This window comes from Aeromonas aquatica, assembly GCF_000764655.1.
Lineage (GTDB): Bacteria > Pseudomonadota > Gammaproteobacteria > Enterobacterales > Aeromonadaceae > Aeromonas > Aeromonas aquatica.
Genome location: NZ_JRGL01000156.1, coordinates 1 through 19,095, shown reverse-complemented (window position 1 = coordinate 19,095; position 19,095 = coordinate 1). Strand labels below are relative to the sequence as shown.

At 63.3% G+C, this 19,095-nt stretch carries 15 protein-coding genes; 7 read left to right on the top strand and 8 right to left on the bottom strand.

The window, feature by feature from the left end; translation table 11 throughout:
- Positions 1–213: 213 nt before the first annotated feature.
- The 3 genes from gpsA to LG30_RS0119525 are packed head-to-tail and all read right to left on the bottom strand — an operon-like array spanning position 214 to position 2,169.
- Positions 214–1,218, bottom strand: coding sequence for an NAD(P)H-dependent glycerol-3-phosphate dehydrogenase (gpsA, locus tag LG30_RS0119535; protein ID WP_033132364.1), 1,005 nt, complete (start codon positions 1,216–1,218; stop codon positions 214–216).
- A 2-nt stretch (positions 1,219–1,220) separates the two neighbouring features.
- Positions 1,221–1,691 (bottom strand): protein-export chaperone SecB, encoded by a 471-nt coding sequence (gene secB, locus LG30_RS0119530; protein ID WP_033132363.1) that lies wholly within the window; start codon positions 1,689–1,691, stop codon positions 1,221–1,223.
- 46 nt (positions 1,692–1,737) lie between these two features.
- Positions 1,738–2,169, bottom strand: coding sequence for a rhodanese-like domain-containing protein (locus LG30_RS0119525; RefSeq protein ID WP_033132362.1), 432 nt, complete (start codon positions 2,167–2,169; stop codon positions 1,738–1,740).
- Positions 2,170–2,517: 348 nt separating this feature from the next.
- Between LG30_RS0119525 and gpmM the strand changes: the two genes are divergently transcribed.
- Together gpmM and LG30_RS0119515 are read left to right on the top strand one after the other, a co-directional pair.
- Positions 2,518–4,047 (top strand): 2,3-bisphosphoglycerate-independent phosphoglycerate mutase, encoded by a 1,530-nt coding sequence (gene gpmM, locus LG30_RS0119520; protein WP_033132361.1) that lies wholly within the window; start codon positions 2,518–2,520, stop codon positions 4,045–4,047.
- A 9-nt stretch (positions 4,048–4,056) separates the two neighbouring features.
- The gene (locus LG30_RS0119515; protein WP_033132360.1) at positions 4,057–5,457 is read left to right on the top strand and encodes a peptidoglycan DD-metalloendopeptidase family protein; all 1,401 of its coding nucleotides are present in this window, start codon (positions 4,057–4,059) and stop codon (positions 5,455–5,457) included.
- A 251-nt stretch (positions 5,458–5,708) separates the two neighbouring features.
- Here LG30_RS0119515 and LG30_RS0119510 read toward each other — a convergent pair whose 3' ends face one another.
- Entirely contained in the window at positions 5,709–6,359 is a 651-nt protein-coding gene (locus LG30_RS0119510) for a Qnr family pentapeptide repeat protein (RefSeq protein WP_033132359.1), read from the bottom strand.
- A 90-nt stretch (positions 6,360–6,449) separates the two neighbouring features.
- On the opposite strand from LG30_RS0119510, the gene LG30_RS0119505 reads away from it, so the two are divergent.
- Positions 6,450–7,457, top strand: coding sequence for a substrate-binding domain-containing protein (locus tag LG30_RS0119505; RefSeq protein WP_033132358.1), 1,008 nt, complete (start codon positions 6,450–6,452; stop codon positions 7,455–7,457).
- Between the two features lie 115 nt (positions 7,458–7,572).
- On the opposite strand, the gene LG30_RS0119500 is transcribed toward LG30_RS0119505, so the two are convergent.
- From LG30_RS0119500 to LG30_RS0119490, 3 genes are all read right to left on the bottom strand, one after another.
- Positions 7,573–8,214: a bifunctional 4-hydroxy-2-oxoglutarate aldolase/2-dehydro-3-deoxy-phosphogluconate aldolase gene (locus LG30_RS0119500; protein WP_033132357.1), complete on the bottom strand. Its 642-nt coding sequence runs from the start codon at positions 8,212–8,214 to the stop codon at positions 7,573–7,575.
- A 20-nt stretch (positions 8,215–8,234) separates the two neighbouring features.
- A complete protein-coding gene (edd, locus tag LG30_RS0119495; protein WP_033132356.1) occupies positions 8,235–10,031 on the bottom strand; it encodes a phosphogluconate dehydratase in 1,797 nt (598 codons plus the stop codon).
- Positions 10,032–10,092: 61 nt separating this feature from the next.
- On the bottom strand, positions 10,093–10,602 hold the full coding sequence (locus tag LG30_RS0119490; protein WP_033132355.1) for a gluconokinase: 510 nt from the start codon (positions 10,600–10,602) through the stop codon (positions 10,093–10,095).
- 155 nt (positions 10,603–10,757) lie between these two features.
- Here LG30_RS0119490 and LG30_RS0119485 point away from each other — a divergent pair, with 155 nt between their 5' ends.
- The 4 genes from LG30_RS0119485 to LG30_RS0119470 all read left to right on the top strand — a co-directional run bounded on the left by LG30_RS0119485 (position 10,758) and on the right by LG30_RS0119470 (position 18,170).
- Entirely contained in the window at positions 10,758–12,131 is a 1,374-nt protein-coding gene (locus tag LG30_RS0119485; protein ID WP_052101217.1) for a GntP family permease, read from the top strand.
- Positions 12,132–12,307: 176 nt separating this feature from the next.
- Positions 12,308–13,657: a CDP-diacylglycerol--serine O-phosphatidyltransferase gene (gene pssA, locus LG30_RS0119480; RefSeq protein WP_033132354.1), complete on the top strand. Its 1,350-nt coding sequence runs from the start codon at positions 12,308–12,310 to the stop codon at positions 13,655–13,657.
- 175 nt (positions 13,658–13,832) lie between these two features.
- The gene (recG, locus tag LG30_RS0119475) at positions 13,833–15,902 is read left to right on the top strand and encodes an ATP-dependent DNA helicase RecG (protein WP_033132353.1); all 2,070 of its coding nucleotides are present in this window, start codon (positions 13,833–13,835) and stop codon (positions 15,900–15,902) included.
- Positions 15,903–16,064: 162 nt separating this feature from the next.
- On the top strand, positions 16,065–18,170 hold the full coding sequence (locus LG30_RS0119470) for an AsmA family protein (protein WP_033132352.1): 2,106 nt from the start codon (positions 16,065–16,067) through the stop codon (positions 18,168–18,170).
- A gap of 51 nt (positions 18,171–18,221) precedes the next feature.
- On the opposite strand, the gene LG30_RS0119465 is transcribed toward LG30_RS0119470, so the two are convergent.
- Positions 18,222–19,094 (bottom strand): bifunctional GNAT family N-acetyltransferase/hotdog fold thioesterase, encoded by an 873-nt coding sequence (locus tag LG30_RS0119465; RefSeq protein ID WP_052101215.1) that lies wholly within the window; start codon positions 19,092–19,094, stop codon positions 18,222–18,224.
- Between the last annotated feature and the right edge of the window lies 1 nt (position 19,095).

Genomic DNA, 19,095 nt, shown 5'->3' with positions numbered 1-19,095 from the left:
AGTAATCGCGCTGTGTCCGTTTCACACCTTGTCCCATCGGGGTCTCCATTTATTGAGGGGAAAGGTGTAAACCATATTCAGGACGGGACAAGCACATGAAAAAGGCCCCGCCAGGATATGGCGGGGCCTTTTGCTATCCGGCGAACCGAATCAGCGAGGCTTGGAGCTTATCTCAGTAGGCGTCGTTGTAAAACAGCCTAATGGGATTTGCTCTTATTCGTCGCGTTTGTCCCGGCTGAGCAGGGCGATGGCCGCCTCTTTCGGGTTCTTGCCTTCGTACAGCACCTTGAAGATCTGCTCGCAGATGGGCATCTCGACGCCACAACGGGCCGCCAGCAGATGCACCTCCTTGGTGTTGCGATAGCCTTCCACCACCTGACCGATCTCGGTCATGGCGGTTTCCACCGACTTGCCGGCCCCGAGGGCCAGACCGAAGCGACGGTTGCGGGACTGGTTGTCGGTACAGGTCAGCACCAGATCCCCGAGCCCCGCCATCCCCATGAAGGTCTTGGCATCGGCGCCCAGTGCGGCACCGAGGCGCTGCATCTCTACCAGACCCCGGGTGATGAGCGCGGTTCTGGCATTGGCGCCAAAACCCAGCCCGTCGGAGAGACCGGCGCCGATGGCGATGACGTTCTTGACCGCGCCACCGAGTTGCAGACCGATGAAGTCCGGATTGGTATAGACCCGGAACGAGCGGCCGCAATGCAGCAGGTGGGACAGATCATCGGCAAAGCCATCGTGGGTCGAGGCCACCGAGATGGCGGTCGGCAGGCCGGCGGCCAGCTCGCGGGCGAAGGTGGGGCCGGAGATCACCGCCAGCGGTATCTCATCCCCCAGCACCTCGCGGGCCACGTCCTGCAGCAAACGACCGCTGTCCGGCTCCAGCCCCTTGGTGGCCCAGGCGATACGGGTATCGGGGCGCAGGAAGGGCTTGATCCGGGTCAGCACCTGGCCGAACACATGACTAGGCACCACCAGCAGCAGCACGGGTGCGGCTTGCACCGCGGCCTGCAGATCCGCCGTCAGTTGCAGATCGGTGGGGAAAGGGACATCCGGCAGGAAAGCCTTGTTGCAGCGATCTTGTTCCAGCACGGCGACATGGGCGGGATCGTGACCCCACAGCAGGGTCGGATGGCCGTTGCGCGCCAGAGAAATGGCAAGGGCGGAGCCGTAAGACCCCGCCCCCAAGACCGAGATAGCGATCTGGTCGGCCATTATCAGGCTTCCGCAGTCGCCTGCTGGGCCTGTGCTTGCGCCATGTGCTGGGCAAACAGGGCATCGAAGTTGACCGGTGCCAGGTTCAGCTGCGGGAAGGAACCCTTGCTCACCAGATTAGCAACTGCTTCACGGGCGTACGGGAACAGAATGTTCGGGCAGAAGGCGGCCAGGCAGTGAGCCAGCTGGGGCTCAGGCAGGTTACCGATGGTGAAGATACCGGCCTGCTGTACTTCGCACAGGAAGGCGGTTTCGGTTTCCAGCTTGCAGGTCACGGTCAGGGTCAGCACGACTTCGAACACGCCGTCAGCCAGCACATTGGTCTTGGTGTCCATGTCCAGCTTGACGTCCGGCTGCCACTCTTTCTGGAAGATGTGGGGGGTATTCGGGGCTTCGAAGGAAACATCCTTGGTGTAGACACGCTGGATGTGGAATTCCGGTTGCACTTCCTGATTGTTGATTTCGTCAGCCATTTCGTTTGATTCCTTTTAAGAAAATGAGTGGGCGCAGGCCCTTAAATCAGCGTTTTTTGGTCACCGGCAGATTCTCTGCACGCCATTGGGCCATGCCACCGCTGAGCACATATACCTGCTTGAAACCGGCCTTGCTCAGTTGGCGACCCGCGCCACCAGCGGTCATCCCCGACTCGCACACCACTATGATGGGGGCGTCTTTGTGTTTTTCAACCGGGCCCAAATTGTTGGCCTGGATCTGGGTGAGTGGCAGGTGATGGGCACCGGCCAGATGGCCCTTGGCAAACTCATCCTGACTGCGAATGTCCACGACGGTGGCATTCTCACGGTTGATCAGCAGGGTGGCGGCGTGGTTGTTCACCACCTTGACCGGAGAAAAACGAGCACGCACCGTGGTGTACACCAGAGTGCCTGCCAGACCCAACCAGGCTGCGGTCAGCAGCGGGTTGCGGGTCGCAAAATCCAAATACTCTTGCATCTTCTACTATCCAGGGACCAAGACAAGGGCCCGAGTATACATGGGGCCCTTGATAAGATCAGCCATCTTGGCGGCAAAGCGAGAGCAAGCTCCCATCGGGGGTTGCCAGCCGATTGCCCCCTCTAAAGAAGTGACCCTGGATGCGGATCCTGCGGCAGGAACCCTGGGAAATGAGGAGAAAATGCGGGTCGTCAGACAAGCCGGCAACATGCCTAAAACGCGGTCTTAACAACCAAAAAGTCAGGCCACAGAGGCACTTGGCTATCAGGTGACTATTTCGGCAGATGTAGTAATATTACGCTAGTTTCACTTCCCGCAATTCATTCCTATCCGAGAGGACATAGCCTTATGTCAACAGCTAAGAAACCTTTGGTTCTGGTCATCATGGACGGTTGGGGCTACAGCACCAAGCAAGAGCACAACGCCGTCGCTGCCGCCAAGACCCCCAACCTCGACCGCCTCGCCCGTGACTACACCAGCACCCTGATCTCCGGCTCCGGCCTGGACGTGGGCCTGCCGGATGGTCAGATGGGCAACTCCGAAGTGGGTCACGTCAACATAGGTGCCGGTCGCATCGTGTATCAGGAGCTGACCCGCATCTCCAAAGAGATCAAGGACGGCGACTTCTTCCAGAATGTCGAGCTGGCCAAGGCTGTTGACGGCGCCGTGACCAACGGCAAGGCCGTGCACATCATGGGTCTGATGTCACCGGGTGGCGTACACAGCCATGAAGAGCACATCATGGGCATGATCGAGATGGCCGCCAAGCGTGGCGCCGAGCAGATCTACTTCCACGCCTTCCTGGATGGCCGCGACGTGCCGCCGCGCTCCGCCCAGTCCTCCATCGAGCAGTTCGATGCCCTGTTTGCCCGTCTGGGCAAGGGTCGCTTCGCCTCCATGATCGGCCGTTACTTCGCCATGGACCGTGACAACCGTTGGGACCGCGTGCAGCAAGCCTATGACCTGATGACTCAGGGCAAGGGTGAGTTCACCGCCGACAGCGCCAGCGAAGCCCTGGCCGCCGCCTATGCCCGCGACGAGAACGATGAGTTCGTCAAGGCCACCCGCATCGGTGCCGCCGCCCCCATGCAGGATGGCGATGCGTTGATCTTCATGAACTTCCGTGCCGACCGTGCCCGCGAGATCACCCGCGCCTTCGTCGACAGCGACTTCACCGGCTTCGCCCGTGCCGTCACCCCGGCGCTGAACTTCGTGATGCTGACCGAATACGCCGCCGACATCAAAACCACCTGCGCCTACCCGCCCACTGCCCTGGTGAACACCCTGGGTGAGTGGCTGGCCAAGCAGGGCAAGACCCAGCTGCGCATCTCTGAGACCGAGAAGTACGCCCACGTCACCTTCTTCTTCAACGGTGGCGAAGAGTCCTGCTTCAGCGGTGAGGATCGCGAGATCGTCGCCAGCCCGAAAGTGGCCACCTATGATCTGCAGCCGGAGATGAGCTCCGAAGAGCTGACCGACAAGCTGGTCGCGGCCATCAAGAGCGGCAAGTACGACGTCATCATCTGCAACTACCCGAACGGCGACATGGTCGGTCACACCGGCGTGTTCGATGCCGCGGTCAAGGCCTGTGAGGCCGTCGATCACTGCATCGGTCGTGTCACCGAGGCCCTGGCCGAGGTGGGTGGCGAGTGCCTGATCACCGCCGACCACGGCAACGCCGAGAAGATGCTGGACGAAGAGACCGGTCAGGCCCACACCGCCCACACCAATCTGCCGGTCCCCCTCATCTACTTCGGTCGCAAGGCCGAGGTGCTGGAAGGTGGCAAACTGTCCGATCTGGCCCCGACCATGTTGACCCTGATGGGTCTGCCTGTGCCGCCGGAAATGACTGGCAAGCCCCTGATGATTCTGAAATAATCCTGCCCCATGCGGGGATGCGAAGTTATTTCAACCAAAACCAGTCGCGTCGGCCTGTTGGCCGGCGCGCTGTTTTTTTGCCTGATCGGCGCAGGCAAGGCCCTGGCTGCCAACCAGCAGCTCGGCACCATGCAGTCCCAGATCAAGGAACAGCAGAAGACCATCAAGCTCAGCAAGCAGGAGCTGGCCAAACTCAATACCCAGCTCAAAGCCGATGAGCAGGCCATCTCGGCCGCCGCCGCCAAGCTCGATCAGACCAAACTGCAGCTGAAGCAGAACCAGCAAAAGCTGGTGAACCTGCAGCAGGACAAGCTGGATCTGGAGCAACAGGCCAAACATCAGAAGCAATTGCTGGCCAAGCAGGCGGAAAGCGCCTTCCAGGCGGGCAACCACGACTACCTCAAACTGCTGCTCAATCAGCAGGATCCGGCCAAACTGAGCCGCGCCCTCGACTATTTCGACTATCTCAACAAGGCCCGCATCGAGGCCATCGAGGCCCTGCGCGCCACCCGCGCCAAGCTGGCCAAAAACCAGCAGGCGACCCAGGAGACCGAAAGCAAGCTGCAAGCCCTGCTGAGCGAACAGCAAGCGTCCCACCAGAGCCTGCTGGCCAGCCAGCAGAGCCGCGCCAAGGTGCGCAACCAGCTGCAACTGTCGGTGCAGGATGACGAGCAGAAGCTGACCAAGCTGGTCAAGGCGGAGAAGGCCCTGAAGGCCCGGCTGGAAGAGCTGCGCCGCCAGCGGGAAGAGCAGGAGCGCCGCGAGCGGGCCGAGCGGGAGCGCCTCGCCAAGCTCAAGGCCGAGCAGGAGCGTCAGCGCCGCCTGGAGGCACAACGCCTGGCCGCCGAACAGAAGCGGCTTGCGGAACAACAGCGGATCGCGGCGCAACAGCAGAAGGCCGGCGAGCAGCAACGGCTCGCCGCCGAGCAGCAGAGAGTGACCGCACAACAAAACAAGGTGACTCAACAGCAAGCCGCCGCGCGCAGCAGCGCCAAGGCAAGCACAGGCGGCTACGGTGGCCTCAGCACCAATGGCAGCCTGCGCTGGCCGGTACAGGGCCCGATCCTCATCTCCTACGGCTCGGCTCGCACCGCCGAGCTCAAGTGGAAAGGCACCCTGATCGGCGCCAGCGAAGGCACCCAGGTCAAGGCGGTGGCGGCGGGTCAGGTGGTCTACGCGGACTGGCTGGATGGCTTCGGCATGCTGTTGGTCATCGACCATGGTAAGGGCTATATGAGCCTCTACGGTCACAATCAGTCGCTGCTGCGCCAGGTCGGCCAGAAGGTGGAACAGGGTGAGCCCGTGGCCCTGGTCGGTGACAGCGGCGGCCAGGACAGACCCGGCCTCTACTTCGAGATCCGCTATCAAGGCGAGGCCATCAACCCCACCAAGTGGCTGGCAAAGCGCTGAGTTCCTCGTCCAATCCATGAAAAAGCCTGCATCTTGCAGGCTTTTTCATGCCGTCCTTCGCCAGGCGCCAGCGCCGGATGATGAAAACTTACGGCATTTCCTGTCCCTTAGAACCTGTTCACGATCTGTCACGAGAGGCTGTCAGCAAGGTGAAGAGCAGCGCAGGAACCGGAGTTTATAGACATAAATGAGGATTCCGAGCAGCACATGAGCCTTGATCACGGTCTCGCAGTAAGATCGTGAACAGGTTCTTAGGGGAAGACGATCAGGCCGATCTGTTCGAGCAGCCCCTGCTGCTGCTCTTCGCTTATCTGCACCCCGTCCAGGTTGACCCGGCGCAGATCCAGCCCGGGCAGATCGCACTGGCGCAGGTCGCAGCCCTGCAGGTTGAAGCTGCTCCAGTCTATCTGGCCGAACTCGGCGCCGCTGAGATCGGATCCCGCCAATGAGGCTCCTCGCAGGCTGGCCCCCTGCCAGCGGTTGCCACTCAGCTCGCAGCGTTCCAGCAGGCAGCCATCGAAGTTCGCATAGCTGAAGTTGTTGCCGGTCAGATGCGCCTCGCAAAAGTAACTTTTGACGGTGATCTGGTTCGCGAAGCTGGCCTGGGCGAAGTTGATCCCCATGGCCTGGCAATCCCGCATCTCCAGCCCGAGGCACTGGCTGCGACTCAGATCCGCCAGGGTCAGATCGCAGCGCAGGAAGCTGGCCTCCCGCAGATCGCAGCCCTGCAACTGGCAGCCTAGCTCGCGCTCGCGCTCATAGAAGCTGCAGTCGACGAACCGGCTCTCGCTCAGGTCGAGCCAGGAGAAGTTGCAGCCGATGAAGCGGCAATCGCTGAACTGCTCTCCCTCCACCTCCTGCTGCTCGAACCGCTTCCCCTCGAACGTTTTACCCTTGATCATTCCAAGCTTCCCCCTGTTTATGGCGTCATATGCTGACACCATGGCGTAAAAACGGTAATGTTACCTGTAACATTTCTGACGGATCTCGAGATGAACGACACCCGCAAACGCCGCCCCACCCTGCAAGACATCGCCGATCTGACCGGGGTCACCAAGATGACCGTCAGCCGCTACCTGCGCGATCCCGGTGCCGTGGCCGAAGGCACCCGTGAGCGCATCGCCGCCGCGGTGGAGGAGCTGGGCTACATCCCCAACCGGGCACCGGACATGCTCTCCAACGCCACCAGCAGGGCGATCGGCATCCTGATCCCCTCGCTCTCCAACCAGGTCTTCTCCGCCCTGGTGCAGGGCATAGAGGCGGTGACTCGCCCCGCCGGCTACCAGACCCTGCTCGCCCACTACGGCTACAGCCCGCAGCGGGAGGAGGAACAGGTAGCAGCCCTGCTCTCCTACAACGTGGATGGCTTGATCCTCTCCGACAGCGAGCACACCGAGCGGACCCGCAAGATGATCGCCACCGCCGGCATTCCGGTGGTGGAGACCATGGATCTGCCCCAGACCCCCATCGACATGGTGGCCGGCATGGATCACCGGGCCGCCGCCCGGGCCATGGTAACAGAGATGCTGCGGCGGGGTCGGCGCAAGGTGGTCTATCTCGGCGCCCGGCTCGACGTGCGCACCCAGCTGCGGATGGAGGGCTACTACCAGGCGATGAGCGATTATGGCCTCGAGGGCCAGCACCTGCTGACCGAGCAATCCTCCAGCTTCACCCTGGGGGGCCAGCTGCTGCAACAGGCGCTGACGCGCTATCCCGATCTCGACGGCCTGTTCTGCACCAACGACGATCTCGCGGTCGGTGCCCTGCTGCAGTGCCAAGCCAAGTGGATACCCGTGCCGCAGCAGGTCGCCATCGCCGGCAGCAATGGCCTCGACATCGGCCAGGCCATGACCCCCAAGCTCGCCAGCATCATCACCCCGCGCCAGGAGATAGGCCGCGAGGCGGCGACCATGTTGCTGGCCCGGCTCAATGGCCAGTCGCTGACCGAGACCTGCCGGGACCTGGGTTTCTCCCTCTATCAGGGAGAAAGTCTGGGCTGACTTCATCCCCGACCCCTCTCCCCACGGCAGAGAGAAGCGCGCGCCGCTCGTTAACACCCATGAAAAAACAGGCCACCCTTGGGTGGCCTGTTTGGTTTTTCTAAACGATATGCGCTTAGCGTTTAACCAGCTCAACCGCCTCACGAGACAAACGAGTCACCTCATCCCAGTTGCCGCTCTTGATGGCATCGGCCGGCAGCATCCAGGAGCCGCCGACGGTGGCCACGCATTTGAGCGCCAGGTAGTCGGCCACGTTCTTCGGGCCTATGCCGCCGGTGGGGCAGAAGCGCACCTGAGGCAAAGGTGCGGCGATGGCGGCCAGCGCCTTGGTGCCGCCATTGGCCTCGGCCGGGAAGAATTTCAGGTGGTCGTAGCCCGCTTCCAGCGCCTGCATCACCTCGGACGGGGTTGCCACCCCCGGGATCAGCGGTGCCGTGCTCTTGGCAGCGTGGGCCAGCAGCGCAGGTGTCATGCCCGGAGAGATGACGAAGCGGGCACCGGCGGCCACGGCGGCATCAAATTGCGCGCAGTTGAGCACGGTGCCGGCGCCGACCATGGCATCCGGCATCGCCTTGGCGATCAGGGCGATGGCGTCGAGGGCCACCGGGGTGCGCAGGGTGATCTCGAACACAGAGATGCCGCCGTCGAGCAGCGCCTTGGCCATCGGCAGGGCCTGCTCCAGGTCGTTGATGACCATCACGGGTACCAGGGGGGAGGCGGCAAACACCTCGGCGGGAGTCACTTTCCAGTTTTGCATAGCTCTTCCTTAGTCAGCTCTTAGTCAAAGATGGTGGCGCCGCACTCGGCGCTCGATACCGCGCGACGCATCACGCTGAACAGTTCACGGCCCCAGCCCTCTTGTTCCAGGCTGAGGTCGATGTCGGCCTGAGTACGGCCGGTCAAATCGGTCAGGCAATCCAGGCGGCCGGTCTCGGCATCCACCCGCAGCAGGTCACCGTCTCGCAACAGGCCGATGGCGCCGCCGTGCAGCGCCTCCGGGGTGACGTGGATGGCGGCCGGGATCTTACCGGAGGCACCGGACAGGCGGCCATCGGTGACCAGCGCCATCTTGTGACCCGCCTTCTGCAGGTTGCCGAGCACCGGCATCAGCTTGTGCAGCTCCGGCATGCCGTTGGCGGCCGGGCCATTGTGGCGCACAACGATGACCGCATCCTGATTGAGTTCACCGGCCTGGTAGGCCGCCTCCACCGCATGCTGAGAGGAGAAGACCCGGGCGGGTGCCTCTATGACGCGGTATTCTGGCGCCACGGCCGAGACCTTGACCACGGCGCGGCCCAGGTTGCCTGACAGCAACTTGGTGCCACCGGTGGCCTGGAACTGGGCGCCGGACACTGACAACACGCTCGGATCCTGGCTCTCGCCCACCGACTGCCACGCCAGCTTACCCTCCACCAGTGCGGGGCGACTGAGGTAATCCTGCATCTCGCCAAACGTCGGGGTCGCGTCCATGTGGATCAGTCCCTCCTGCGCCAGACGGCGCATCAGGCCGGGCACGGCGCCCGCCTGCTCGAAGGCGTTCACGTCCGCCGGGCCGTTCGGGTACATGCGCACCAGCAGCGGCACCACCTCGGAGAGATCGCTCAAGTCGTCCCAGGTCAGCTCCAGACCGGCGGCGCGGGCCAGCGCCACCATGTGGATGCTGTGGTTAGTGCTGCCGCCGGAGGCAAGCAGGGCCACCAGACCGTTGACCAGAGAACGCTCGTCCAGCACGGCGCTCAGGGGACGATAGGCCGGGGAGCCGGGGATCATGGCGCTGATGCGACGGGCCGCCTCGGCAGTCAGCGCATGGCGCAGCTCGCTGTGGGGATGCACGAAGGCGGAGCCCGGCAGCATCAGGCCCATGGCCTCGAACACCAGCTGATTGGTGTTGGCGGTGCCGTAGAAGGTGCAGGTGCCGGCCGAGTGGTAGGCGCCGCACTCCATCTCCAGCAGGGCCTCGCGCCCCACCTCACCGGCGGCATATTGCTGGCGCACCTTCACCTTCTCGTCGTTGCTGATGCCGCTGGCCATGGGGCCGGCGGGCACGAAGGCGGTGGGCAGATGAGCATGGGAGAGCGCCCCCATGATCTGGCCAGGGGCTATCTTGTCGCAGATGCCGAGCAGCAGGGTGGCGTCGAAGGTGTTGTGGGACAGCGACAGCGCGGTGGCCTGGGCGATGAGATCCCGGGAAAACAGCGACATGTCCATGCCGGGCTGGCCCTGGGTGACGCCGTCACACATGGCGGGCACGCCGCCGGCGACCTGGGCACTGTGGCCGAGCTCGGCCAGCGCGGCCTTGATCTGGTCCGGGTAGCCCTGATAGGGCTGATGGGCGCTCAGCATGTCGTTGTAGGCGGTGACGATGCCGACGTTGGCGCGGGTCATGTCGAGGATACGGCCCTTCTCGTCACAGCCGGAGGCGGCCACGGCGTGCGCCAGGTTGCCACAGGCCAGGGCGGCGCGGGTCTTGCCCTGAGCGGCCTGGCGCTGGATGCGGGCCAGGAAGGCTGCACGACGGCTGCGGCTGCGCTCACGAATGCGCTCGGTGACCGCGGTGATGACAGGGTGGGTCATAGTGATTGCTCCAGTACGGTGATGAGACGGCGGTCGGTAACCGTCGGGATCGGCAGGTGACTCACAGGGCCTGCCCCAATGTGGTGATGGCGCGATCGACAACCTGTTCGAAGGGCCCGTCTATATCGATATGGAATACCCCGGCCTCGCCATCCGGCCGCTCCAGGGCATCAAACTGGCTCTGCACCATGCCCTCGCGCATGAAGTGGCCCTTGCGGGCCCGCATCCGCTCGAGAATGAGCGACTGGCTGCCATCCAGGAACAGGAAGTGCACCGAGTAATTCCCCTCGCGGATCTGATCGCGGTACTGGCGCTTGAGGGCAGAACAGACGATCACCCCTACCTCGTTCTTCTGCTCCAGGCTGTAGGCCGCATCACGGATCCGTTCCAGCCAGGGGGCGCGATCCTCATCGTCGAGCGGGGCGCCGCTGGCCATCTTCTGGATGTTGGCACGAGGGTGCAGATCGTCACCGTCGATGAACTTGGCACCCAGGGCTTGCGCCAGCTTGAGACCGACGCTCGACTTGCCGCTACCACAGACACCCATCACGATAATACTCTTACCAGCCATTGTTTGACCTCTATCCCATTTCTCAAAAAACGTACCGTAGATGACTTCTAACTTACCACGTTACCGGTAACATGTTACCGGTAACGTTACGACATGTGAAGTGATGCACAAATTTGTGCAAGACGAAAACTGGAACTTTTGAGGATATAAAAATTATGGAAGGTGTGGCTAATACCCCCGATGTCGCCTACCTGCTTTCGGTAGCAGGCGGTGCCATTATCATGCTGTTGCTGTTGATAATGCGCTTCAAGATCCACGCCTTCGTCGCCTTGACGCTGGTCAGCCTGGTCACGGCCCTCGCCACCGGCGTGGCCTACGATCAGGTCGTAACGACCATGCTGGGCGGCTTCGGCAGCACCCTGGCCGGGGTGGCCCTGCTGGTCGGTCTCGGCGCCATGATCGGCCGGATCCTGGAGATGACAGGCGGCGCCAAGGTGCTGGCCGATACCCTGATCAGCCGCTTCGGTGCCCATCGCGCTCCTCTTGCGCTCGGTGTTGCCTCTCTGCTGTTTGGCTTCCCCATCTTCTTCGATGCGGGTCTCATCGTCATGCTGCCCATCATCTTCAGCGTGGCCAAGCAGTTTGGTGGCTCTGTGCTCAAATATGCACTGCCATCTGCGGGCGCCTTCGCCGTGATGCACGCCTTCATGCCCCCCCACCCCGGCCCCGTCGCCGCCAGCGAGCTGCTCGGCGCCAACATCGGCCTGCTGACCATCGTCGGCCTGCTGGTCGCCATCCCGACCTGGTATCTGGGGGCTTATCTGTACGGCCTGTGGGCCGGCAAGAAATTCGACCTGCCGCTGCCGCCAAGCTTTACCGATCCGGCTGCCATCCCGGCCGGTCAGCTGCCAAGCTTCGGCCAGGTGATCTCCATCCTGTTGCTGCCGCTGGCACTCATCTTCATGGATACCGGCCTCAACACCCTGGGAGCCATGGGAATGGTCGACAAAAGTGCTGATTGGGTCAACATCCTGCGCATGGTCGGCAAAACCCCGGTCGCACTGCTGATCACCCTGCTCTACGCGGTCTGGCTCTTTCGCAAGCAACAGGGCAAGGTACAGCTGGAAAAATTCTGCAACGATGCACTGGCTCCCGTCTGCGCCGTCATCCTGGTGACCGGTGCCGGTGGCATGTTCGGTGGCGTACTGCGTGCCAGCGGCATCGGTGCCGCCCTGGCGGACGTGCTCTCTGACACCGGCATGCCGGTGATCCTGGCCGCCTTCCTGGTCTCGACCGCCCTGCGGGTAGCCCAGGGTTCCGCCACCGTGGCCCTTACCACCACCGCCGCCCTGATGGCACCCATGGTGGCCGCCACCCCCGGGCTGAGCGAGCTGGATCTGACCTTCATCGTCATCGCCATCGCCGGCGGAGCGACTGTGCTGTCTCACTTCAATGATTCAGGCTTCTGGCTGGTCGGTCGCTTCCTCAACATGGATGTGAAGACCACCCTCAAGACCTGGACCGTGATGGAGACCCTGCTCGGCACCATCGCCTTCCTCATCGTGGCGCTGGCCAGCATGCTGTTCTAATCACCTGCCATGTCATGCCGCTTTCAATGCGGGTCGGGCTCTTTCCCCGACCCGCATTCTTTTAGCAGGGTCACACCGACGTGGATTCTTTATTGGGTATTCAGCGCCGAGATTGCTAGAATCGCCTATTCATTGCCCCGAGTGGAACGCTTAACCCCGTGATTTCAGGTTTCTCTATGCATTCATCGGCACATTATCGACAGTTGCTGACACGTTTACCCCAGATCGCGGTTGCCGCGGATCAGTTTCAGGTACTCAGCAGCGCCAAAGAGTTCAAGAGCCGGATCCTGTCGCTCATCGCCGGCGCGACCCAGCGCATCTATCTGATCGCCCTCTATCTGCAGGATGACGCGGCGGGACGGGAGATATTGTCGGCGCTCTATGCCGCCAAGCAGCGCAACCCGGCCCTCGACATCAAGGTCTTCGTCGACTTCCACCGCGCCCAGCGCGGCCTCATCGGCAAGGGCAAGCAGGGCGGCAATCACCTGATGTATCAGGAGATGGCCGCTCGCCATGAACACCAGATCGAGATCTACGGCGTGCCCGTGAAGGGACGCGAGCTGCTCGGCGTGCTGCACCTCAAGGGCTTCATCTTCGACGACACCCTGCTCTATTCCGGCGCCAGCCTGAACGACATCTACCTGCATCAGCAGGATCGCTACCGTTTCGATCGTTATCACCAGATCCGCAGCCAGGCGCTGACTCGCAGCATGGTCAACTACGTGGATGATGTGTTTCTGCGCAGTGATGCCGTCCAGCGACTGGATCGCACCAAGATCCCGGGTGCCAAGCAGCTGAAGAGCCAGATCCGCCGCTTCAAGCAGAGCTTGCGCACCAGCCAGTACAGATTCGAGAGCATCCCGGCCAGCAGCCAGGAGATCGCCATCACCCCCATGGCGGGGCTGGGCAAGCGTGGCAACCAGCTCAACCGGATGATCCGCAACCTGGTGCGCGCCACCGAGCGCGAGATCTTCATCTGCACCCCTTACTTCAACCCGCCAAAGGAGTTGAGCAAGGATGTGGAGTCGCTGCTCAAGCGCGGTTGCACCGTGACCATAGTGGTGGGCGACAAGACCGCCAACGACTTCTTCATCCCGCCACAGGAGAAGTTCTCCACCATAGGCGGCCTGCCTTATCTGTACGAGACCAACCTGCGCAAGTTTGCCGAGCGCAACCAGCGTCACATCGATGCCGGCCGTCTCAACCTGATGCTCTGGTGCTGCGAGCAGAACTCCTATCACCTCAAGGGGCTCTTCGTGGACCAGGAGTGGGCGCTGCTGACCGGCAACAACCTCAATCCCCGCGCCTGGGCGCTGGATCTGGAGAACGGCCTGCTGGTGCATGACAGGCATCACCACCTGCGCGAGCGGTTCAACGAGGAGCGGGCCAACATACTGGCGCACACCCGTCGCATCAGTCACTTCGACCAGATAGAGCAGATCAAGGATTACCCGGAACAGGTCCGCAAACTGCTGGCCCGCATCCACAGGGTCAAGGCACACCTGCTGCTCAAGCGGATCATCTGAGTCGATTAGCCGCTATCCAACGCCCGTCTCAGCCCCCATCCAAAGGCCTCCCGTTTTCGGCAGGCCTTTTTCAGATGCGGCAACCCAACCCGGCTCACAGCAACACGGCTTGCATCGAGCCATCAACAACCCCTATCATCTGGACATATTTACAGTATTTTCGGGCATCTAATTGATGAAATTGGATAAAATCTCCCTCGATAGCCTCAAGGGCGTCGGCAGCAAGATGCTGGAGAAACTCGAACGACTGGGGTTGGCGACGGTACAGGATCTGCTGTTCCACCTTCCCCTGCGCTACGAGGATCGCACCCAGGTGTGGCCCATCGGCGATCTGCCGCCGGGCCTGCACGGTGCGGTCGAGGGCGAAATCCAGGATACCCAGCTGGTGATGGGCCGCCGCCGCATGCTGGTGTGCCGCATCAGCGATGGCACCGGCAGCCTGACCCTGCGCTTCTTCAACTTCACCGCCGCCCAGAAAAACAGCCTGGCCCCAGGCCGCTTGCTACGCTGCTTCGGTGAGGTGCGCCCCGGCAAATACGGGCTGGAGATGGCCCACCCCGAGTACAAGCTGCTCGGCGAGGAGCAGGCCGGCCAGACCGAAGAGGCACTCACCCCCGTCTACCCGACCACGGAGGGTCTGCGCCAGCTCAGCCTGCGCAGCCTCACCGATCAGGCGCTGGCCCAGCTCGCGCTGTACGGGGTGGAGGAGCTGCTGCCCGCTGGCCTCTACCCGCACCAGATAGAACTCGCCGCCGCCCTGCGCCTGCTGCATAGACCCCCTCCCTCGGTGGCGCTGGCACTGCTGGAGAGCGGCCAGCATCCGGCCCAGCAGCGACTGGTGCTGGAAGAGTTGCTGGCCCACAACCTGTCGGTGCTGAAAGTCCGCGCCCAGGCCCAGACCCAGCTGGCCCGTACCCTCAAACCGGCCCCCACCCTGGTCAAACAGTTGCTCGGCGCCCTGCCGTTCAAGCCGACCGGGGCCCAGAACCGGGTGGTGGCGGAGATCAGTCAGGATCTGCAACGCAGCTACCCCATGATGCGGCTGGTGCAGGGGGACGTGGGCTCCGGCAAGACGCTGGTGGCGGCACTGGCGGCGCTGCAGGCTATCGGCAACGGCTGCCAGGTGGGGCTGATGGCACCGACCGAGCTGCTGGCCGAGCAGCATGCCATCAACTTCGCCCACTGGCTGGAACCGCTCGGCATCAAGGTGGGCTGGCTGGCTGGCAAGCAGAAGGGCAAGGCGCGGGAGGAGGCGCTGGCCGCCATCGCCGACGGCAGCGTCAAGATGGTGGTGGGCACCCACGCCATCTTCCAGGAGCAGGTGGTATTCCAGCGCCTCGCCCTGGTGATCATCGACGAGCAACACAGATTCGGGGTGCACCAGCGCCTCGCCCTGCGGGAGAAGGGCGAGCGGGAGGGGGTTCATCCCCATCAGCTGATCATGACCGCCACCCCCATTCCCCGCACCCTGGCGATGACCGCCTATGCGGATCTCGACACCTCCGTCATCGACGAGCTGCCGCCGGGCCGCACCCCGATCACCACGGTCGCCCTGCCGGACAGTCGCCGGGGCGACGTGATCGAGCGGGTCAAACTCGCCTGCGAGGAGGGCAAGCAGGCCTACTGGGTCTGCACTCTGATCGAGGAGTCCGAGGTGCTGGAGTGCCAGGCCGCCGAGGACACCGCCGCCGAGCTGCAGAACCTGTTGCCCGGCCTGCACATCGGGCTGGTGCACGGCCGGATGCGGCCGGTCGAGAAGCAGCGGGTGATGGAGGAGTTCAAGGCCGGCATCTTGCAGCTGCTGGTCGCCACCACCGTCATCGAGGTGGGGGTGGATGTGCCCAACGCCAGCCTGATGATCATCGAGAATCCGGAGCGGCTCGGGCTGGCCCAGTTGCATCAGCTGCGCGGCCGGGTCGGTCGCGGCTCCGTGGCCTCCCACTGCGTGCTGCTCTATCACGCCCCCCTCTCCAAGACGGCCCAGAGCCGGCTCGGGGTGCTGCGGGAGACCAGCGACGGCTTCCAGATCGCCCAGCGCGATCTGGAGCTGCGCGGCCCTGGGGAGCTGCTCGGCACCCGCCAGACCGGGCTGGCGGATCTCAAGATCGCCGACCTGGTGCGCGATCAGTCGCTCATCCCCCAGGTGCAGAAGATGGCGCGCTTCCTGATGGACCGACATCCCAGCCATGTCGATCCCTTGATCCGCCGCTGGCTGGGATTGCGGGACCACTATTCGAACGCCTGACACCCCATTGAGAACAGGAGGAGGAAGCCGATGAATTGCTGGCTTCCTCATGGGCAAACAGATTATCCATATCAGGTTGCCCTGCCGATCCGCCGCAGGCCGGGGCTGCGGGATCACTATTCCAACGCCTGACAACCCATTGAAAACAGGAGGAAGATGTCGATGAATTCCTGGCTACGCGCCCTGCTCTATGTATTCGCCTTCCTGCTGCTGTTCGTCTGGATGGGTCTCGGCCTGTTCGACGCCGAGCGTGCCCGGGGTCCCATCGCCAACTGGCTCAGCCAGCAGACCGGCGTGCCCGTCGCCATCGGCCGGCTGGTGTTCAATCCACTGCATCCCTACACATTGCTGGCGGAGCAGGTGCACTACGGGGACGCGGTGCAGCTGGACAAGATCTATCTGGAGATAGACAACATCGACTGGCTGAACCGGGACGTGCGCATCGCCCATCTCGATCTCATCCGCCCCATCATCAAGCTGCCGCTCCCCAACCAGCTGCCGACCCTGCCAGTGCGCTCTCTCACCATCAGCGACAGCACCATAGACAACCTCAGCCTGCTAAGCCCGCAGCTGACCCTGCGGGGCCTGAGCGCCACCCTGAGCGACTGGGAACTGATCGACCCCAAGCGCCAGCCGCAGGCCAATCTCAGCCTCGGCATCAATCAGCTAGAGACGCCCCAGTTCACCCTGGCCCGCCTCAGCCTGAAGGGCCGACTGGAGGGCCAGGTGCTGAGCACCGACAGGCTGACCACCAACCTGTTTGATGGCCTGGTGGAGACCGGCATGGTGCTGGACTGGCCCGAGCGCAGCCTGCAACTGCATGGGCTCAAGGCGCGCGCCATGCGCGTCGAACTCGGCGACTTCGCACAGGGCGAGTTTCCCCTGCGCCGCATCAGTCTGGATCGGGGTCAGTTCGAGCAGACCAGCCTCAATGCCATCGCCCAGGAGATCGCCCTCAACAACTTCAGCGGCCAGCTGACCTCCTTCGAGTGGCAGGCCGGCAGCCGCCCAAGCGGCCACCTCTCCGGCACCCTGGCGGATCTCGGCCGCGGTCTGTTCCAGCTGGAAGGGATCGAGGGGCGACTCGCCTTCTCACCCCAGCAGATCGATGCCGAGCTGCAGGGCAAGGCCTTTGATGGAGAGTTCAGCCTGGAGCTGGCGGCGGATCCCGATCTGCAGAAGCTGACCCTCAAGGAGATGACCCTGAGCGGCATGGACATCAGCCTGCCGGACGGTTGGTGGCAGGATTGGCAAGGCTGGCGCCCCCAGCAGATCGACGTGCGCAAGCTGACCTTTGACCGGCTGAAAGTGCTCTCCTTCGACGATGCCCTGCCGCTCTCCCTGACTGGCTGGCAGTTCTACCTGACCGATCTCAGCCTGCGCGACAACCAGCCAGGGCCCCTGCTCGGCCGGGCCCGGATCGAGAGCAAGTGGTTCGAGCTGGTGTGGGACGGCCTCAGTGCCCGCAACGGCGAGCTCGATGCGGAGCTGACCCCCAGCGCCTGGCAGCTCAACAAGCTGACCAGTGCACTGCCGGATCAGGGCTCCCTCAGCCTGAGCGGTCAGTGGGGCAAGGCACCCGGCCAGATCAGCCAGCTGCAACTGCAGGGCAAGCAGCTGGATCTGGAGCAGTGGAACAAACTGCTGCACCCCCACTCGCCGTCCCCTGTCTCGCTGGCAGGCAAGCTGGATATCAGCGCCGACCTGCAGGCGGACATGCAAAAAACGCCGAGCGGCACGCCGAATGAGACAGCTGATGGCTGGCTCGGCACCCTGCAGGGCAAGATCAGCTTGGATGCCAAGGATCCCTTCTGGGACAAGGTCGGCATAGATACCCTGCTGGATGACTGGTTCAAGGGCAGCAAGCCCCCCAGCCTGACGCCGGCGGCGCTGTGGCAGGCGATGCAGCAGGGAGATACCCCCTTCTATCGCATCAAGCTGCAGGCCAAGGCCGAGCAGGGTCAGCTGGCAATCGAGCAGGCCGGCGCCTCCACCATCACCCACCTGCTTGCCCTGCAAGGGGGCGTGGATCTGGCCAAGGGTCAGTGGCAGCTGGATCTCGGCGTGCTCAACGGCCAGCGCTGCGCCGAGCTGCTGACCCGTTGGCGCGGTCCGCTCGACGCTCCCAGCCTGAATTGGGAACTACCGGCCCAGGCCTCCTGCGGCTGGGAGCCGGGCGTGCGCTACCCGGCCCAGGGTCGCAACAGCCCGCTCTGGCGACCGGCACCAGCGCCCAAACCACAATCGGCGCAGGAAGCGAGCCAGTAACAAACAAGGCCTCACGATGAGGCCTTGTTTGCTAGCGAGGGCAGGTAGAGATCAGTGCCCGGCTCGCTTGATCGGCAGCACCACGTACTGACCCAGGAATTCCGCCGCCAGCTTGCGGCCGCTGAACAGTTGCACCTTGAGGCTGAACTTGGCCGACTCCCCCTCCTTGAGCGGCGCCAGCACGGCGGGCATCCCCTCCCGGGCCACCCTGGCCTCCGGCTCCTCGCTCACCGGCCTGTGGTATTTGATGTTGCCCTCGGCCAGCACGGTGTCGCCCCCCAGCCCGGCCTCCTTGAGCTGCAACCAGATGAGGCCCCAGCCTGCCAGCACGCACTGGCTGTAAATGCTGCCGGCAAACATGGTGTCGTGGACATTGAGGTTGGCCGCCAGCTTGGCCTTGAGATGGAAGGTCTGGCCGTCGTAATGGGTGATGTGGACCCCCATTTTCTCGCTGATGGGAATGCCCCTCGACCAGCGGGTGGTGAGATCCTGGCACCACTCCGGGCGGTACTGGATAGTCTGCAGCGGGCTCAGGGACTTGATCATCTGGCGGTGGGCGATGCGACCGAAGGAGACAGGCCCTTCCCCCACCTCGAGGAAGCCGCACTTGCGGTAGAACTCTACCGCCTCCTGGCGCGCATTCATCACCAGCCGCTTCACCTTCTCGTCCCGGGCAAGCTGCTCGAGATCCTCCACCATGCGGGCCCCCAGCCCCTGCCCACGAAACTCGGGGCGCAGCGCCATGAAGCGGATCTGGGCCTCGTCGCCACCGACGAACAGCCGACCGACGGCGATGGGGGTGCCATCTTCGGCCAGCATCAGCCGGTGAATGGCGACGCTGTCGTATTCGTCCCGCTCGGAGCCGATGGGCAGATTGAAGGGCTTGCGCAGCAGTTCCCAGCGCAACTGGTAGTAAGAGTCCAGC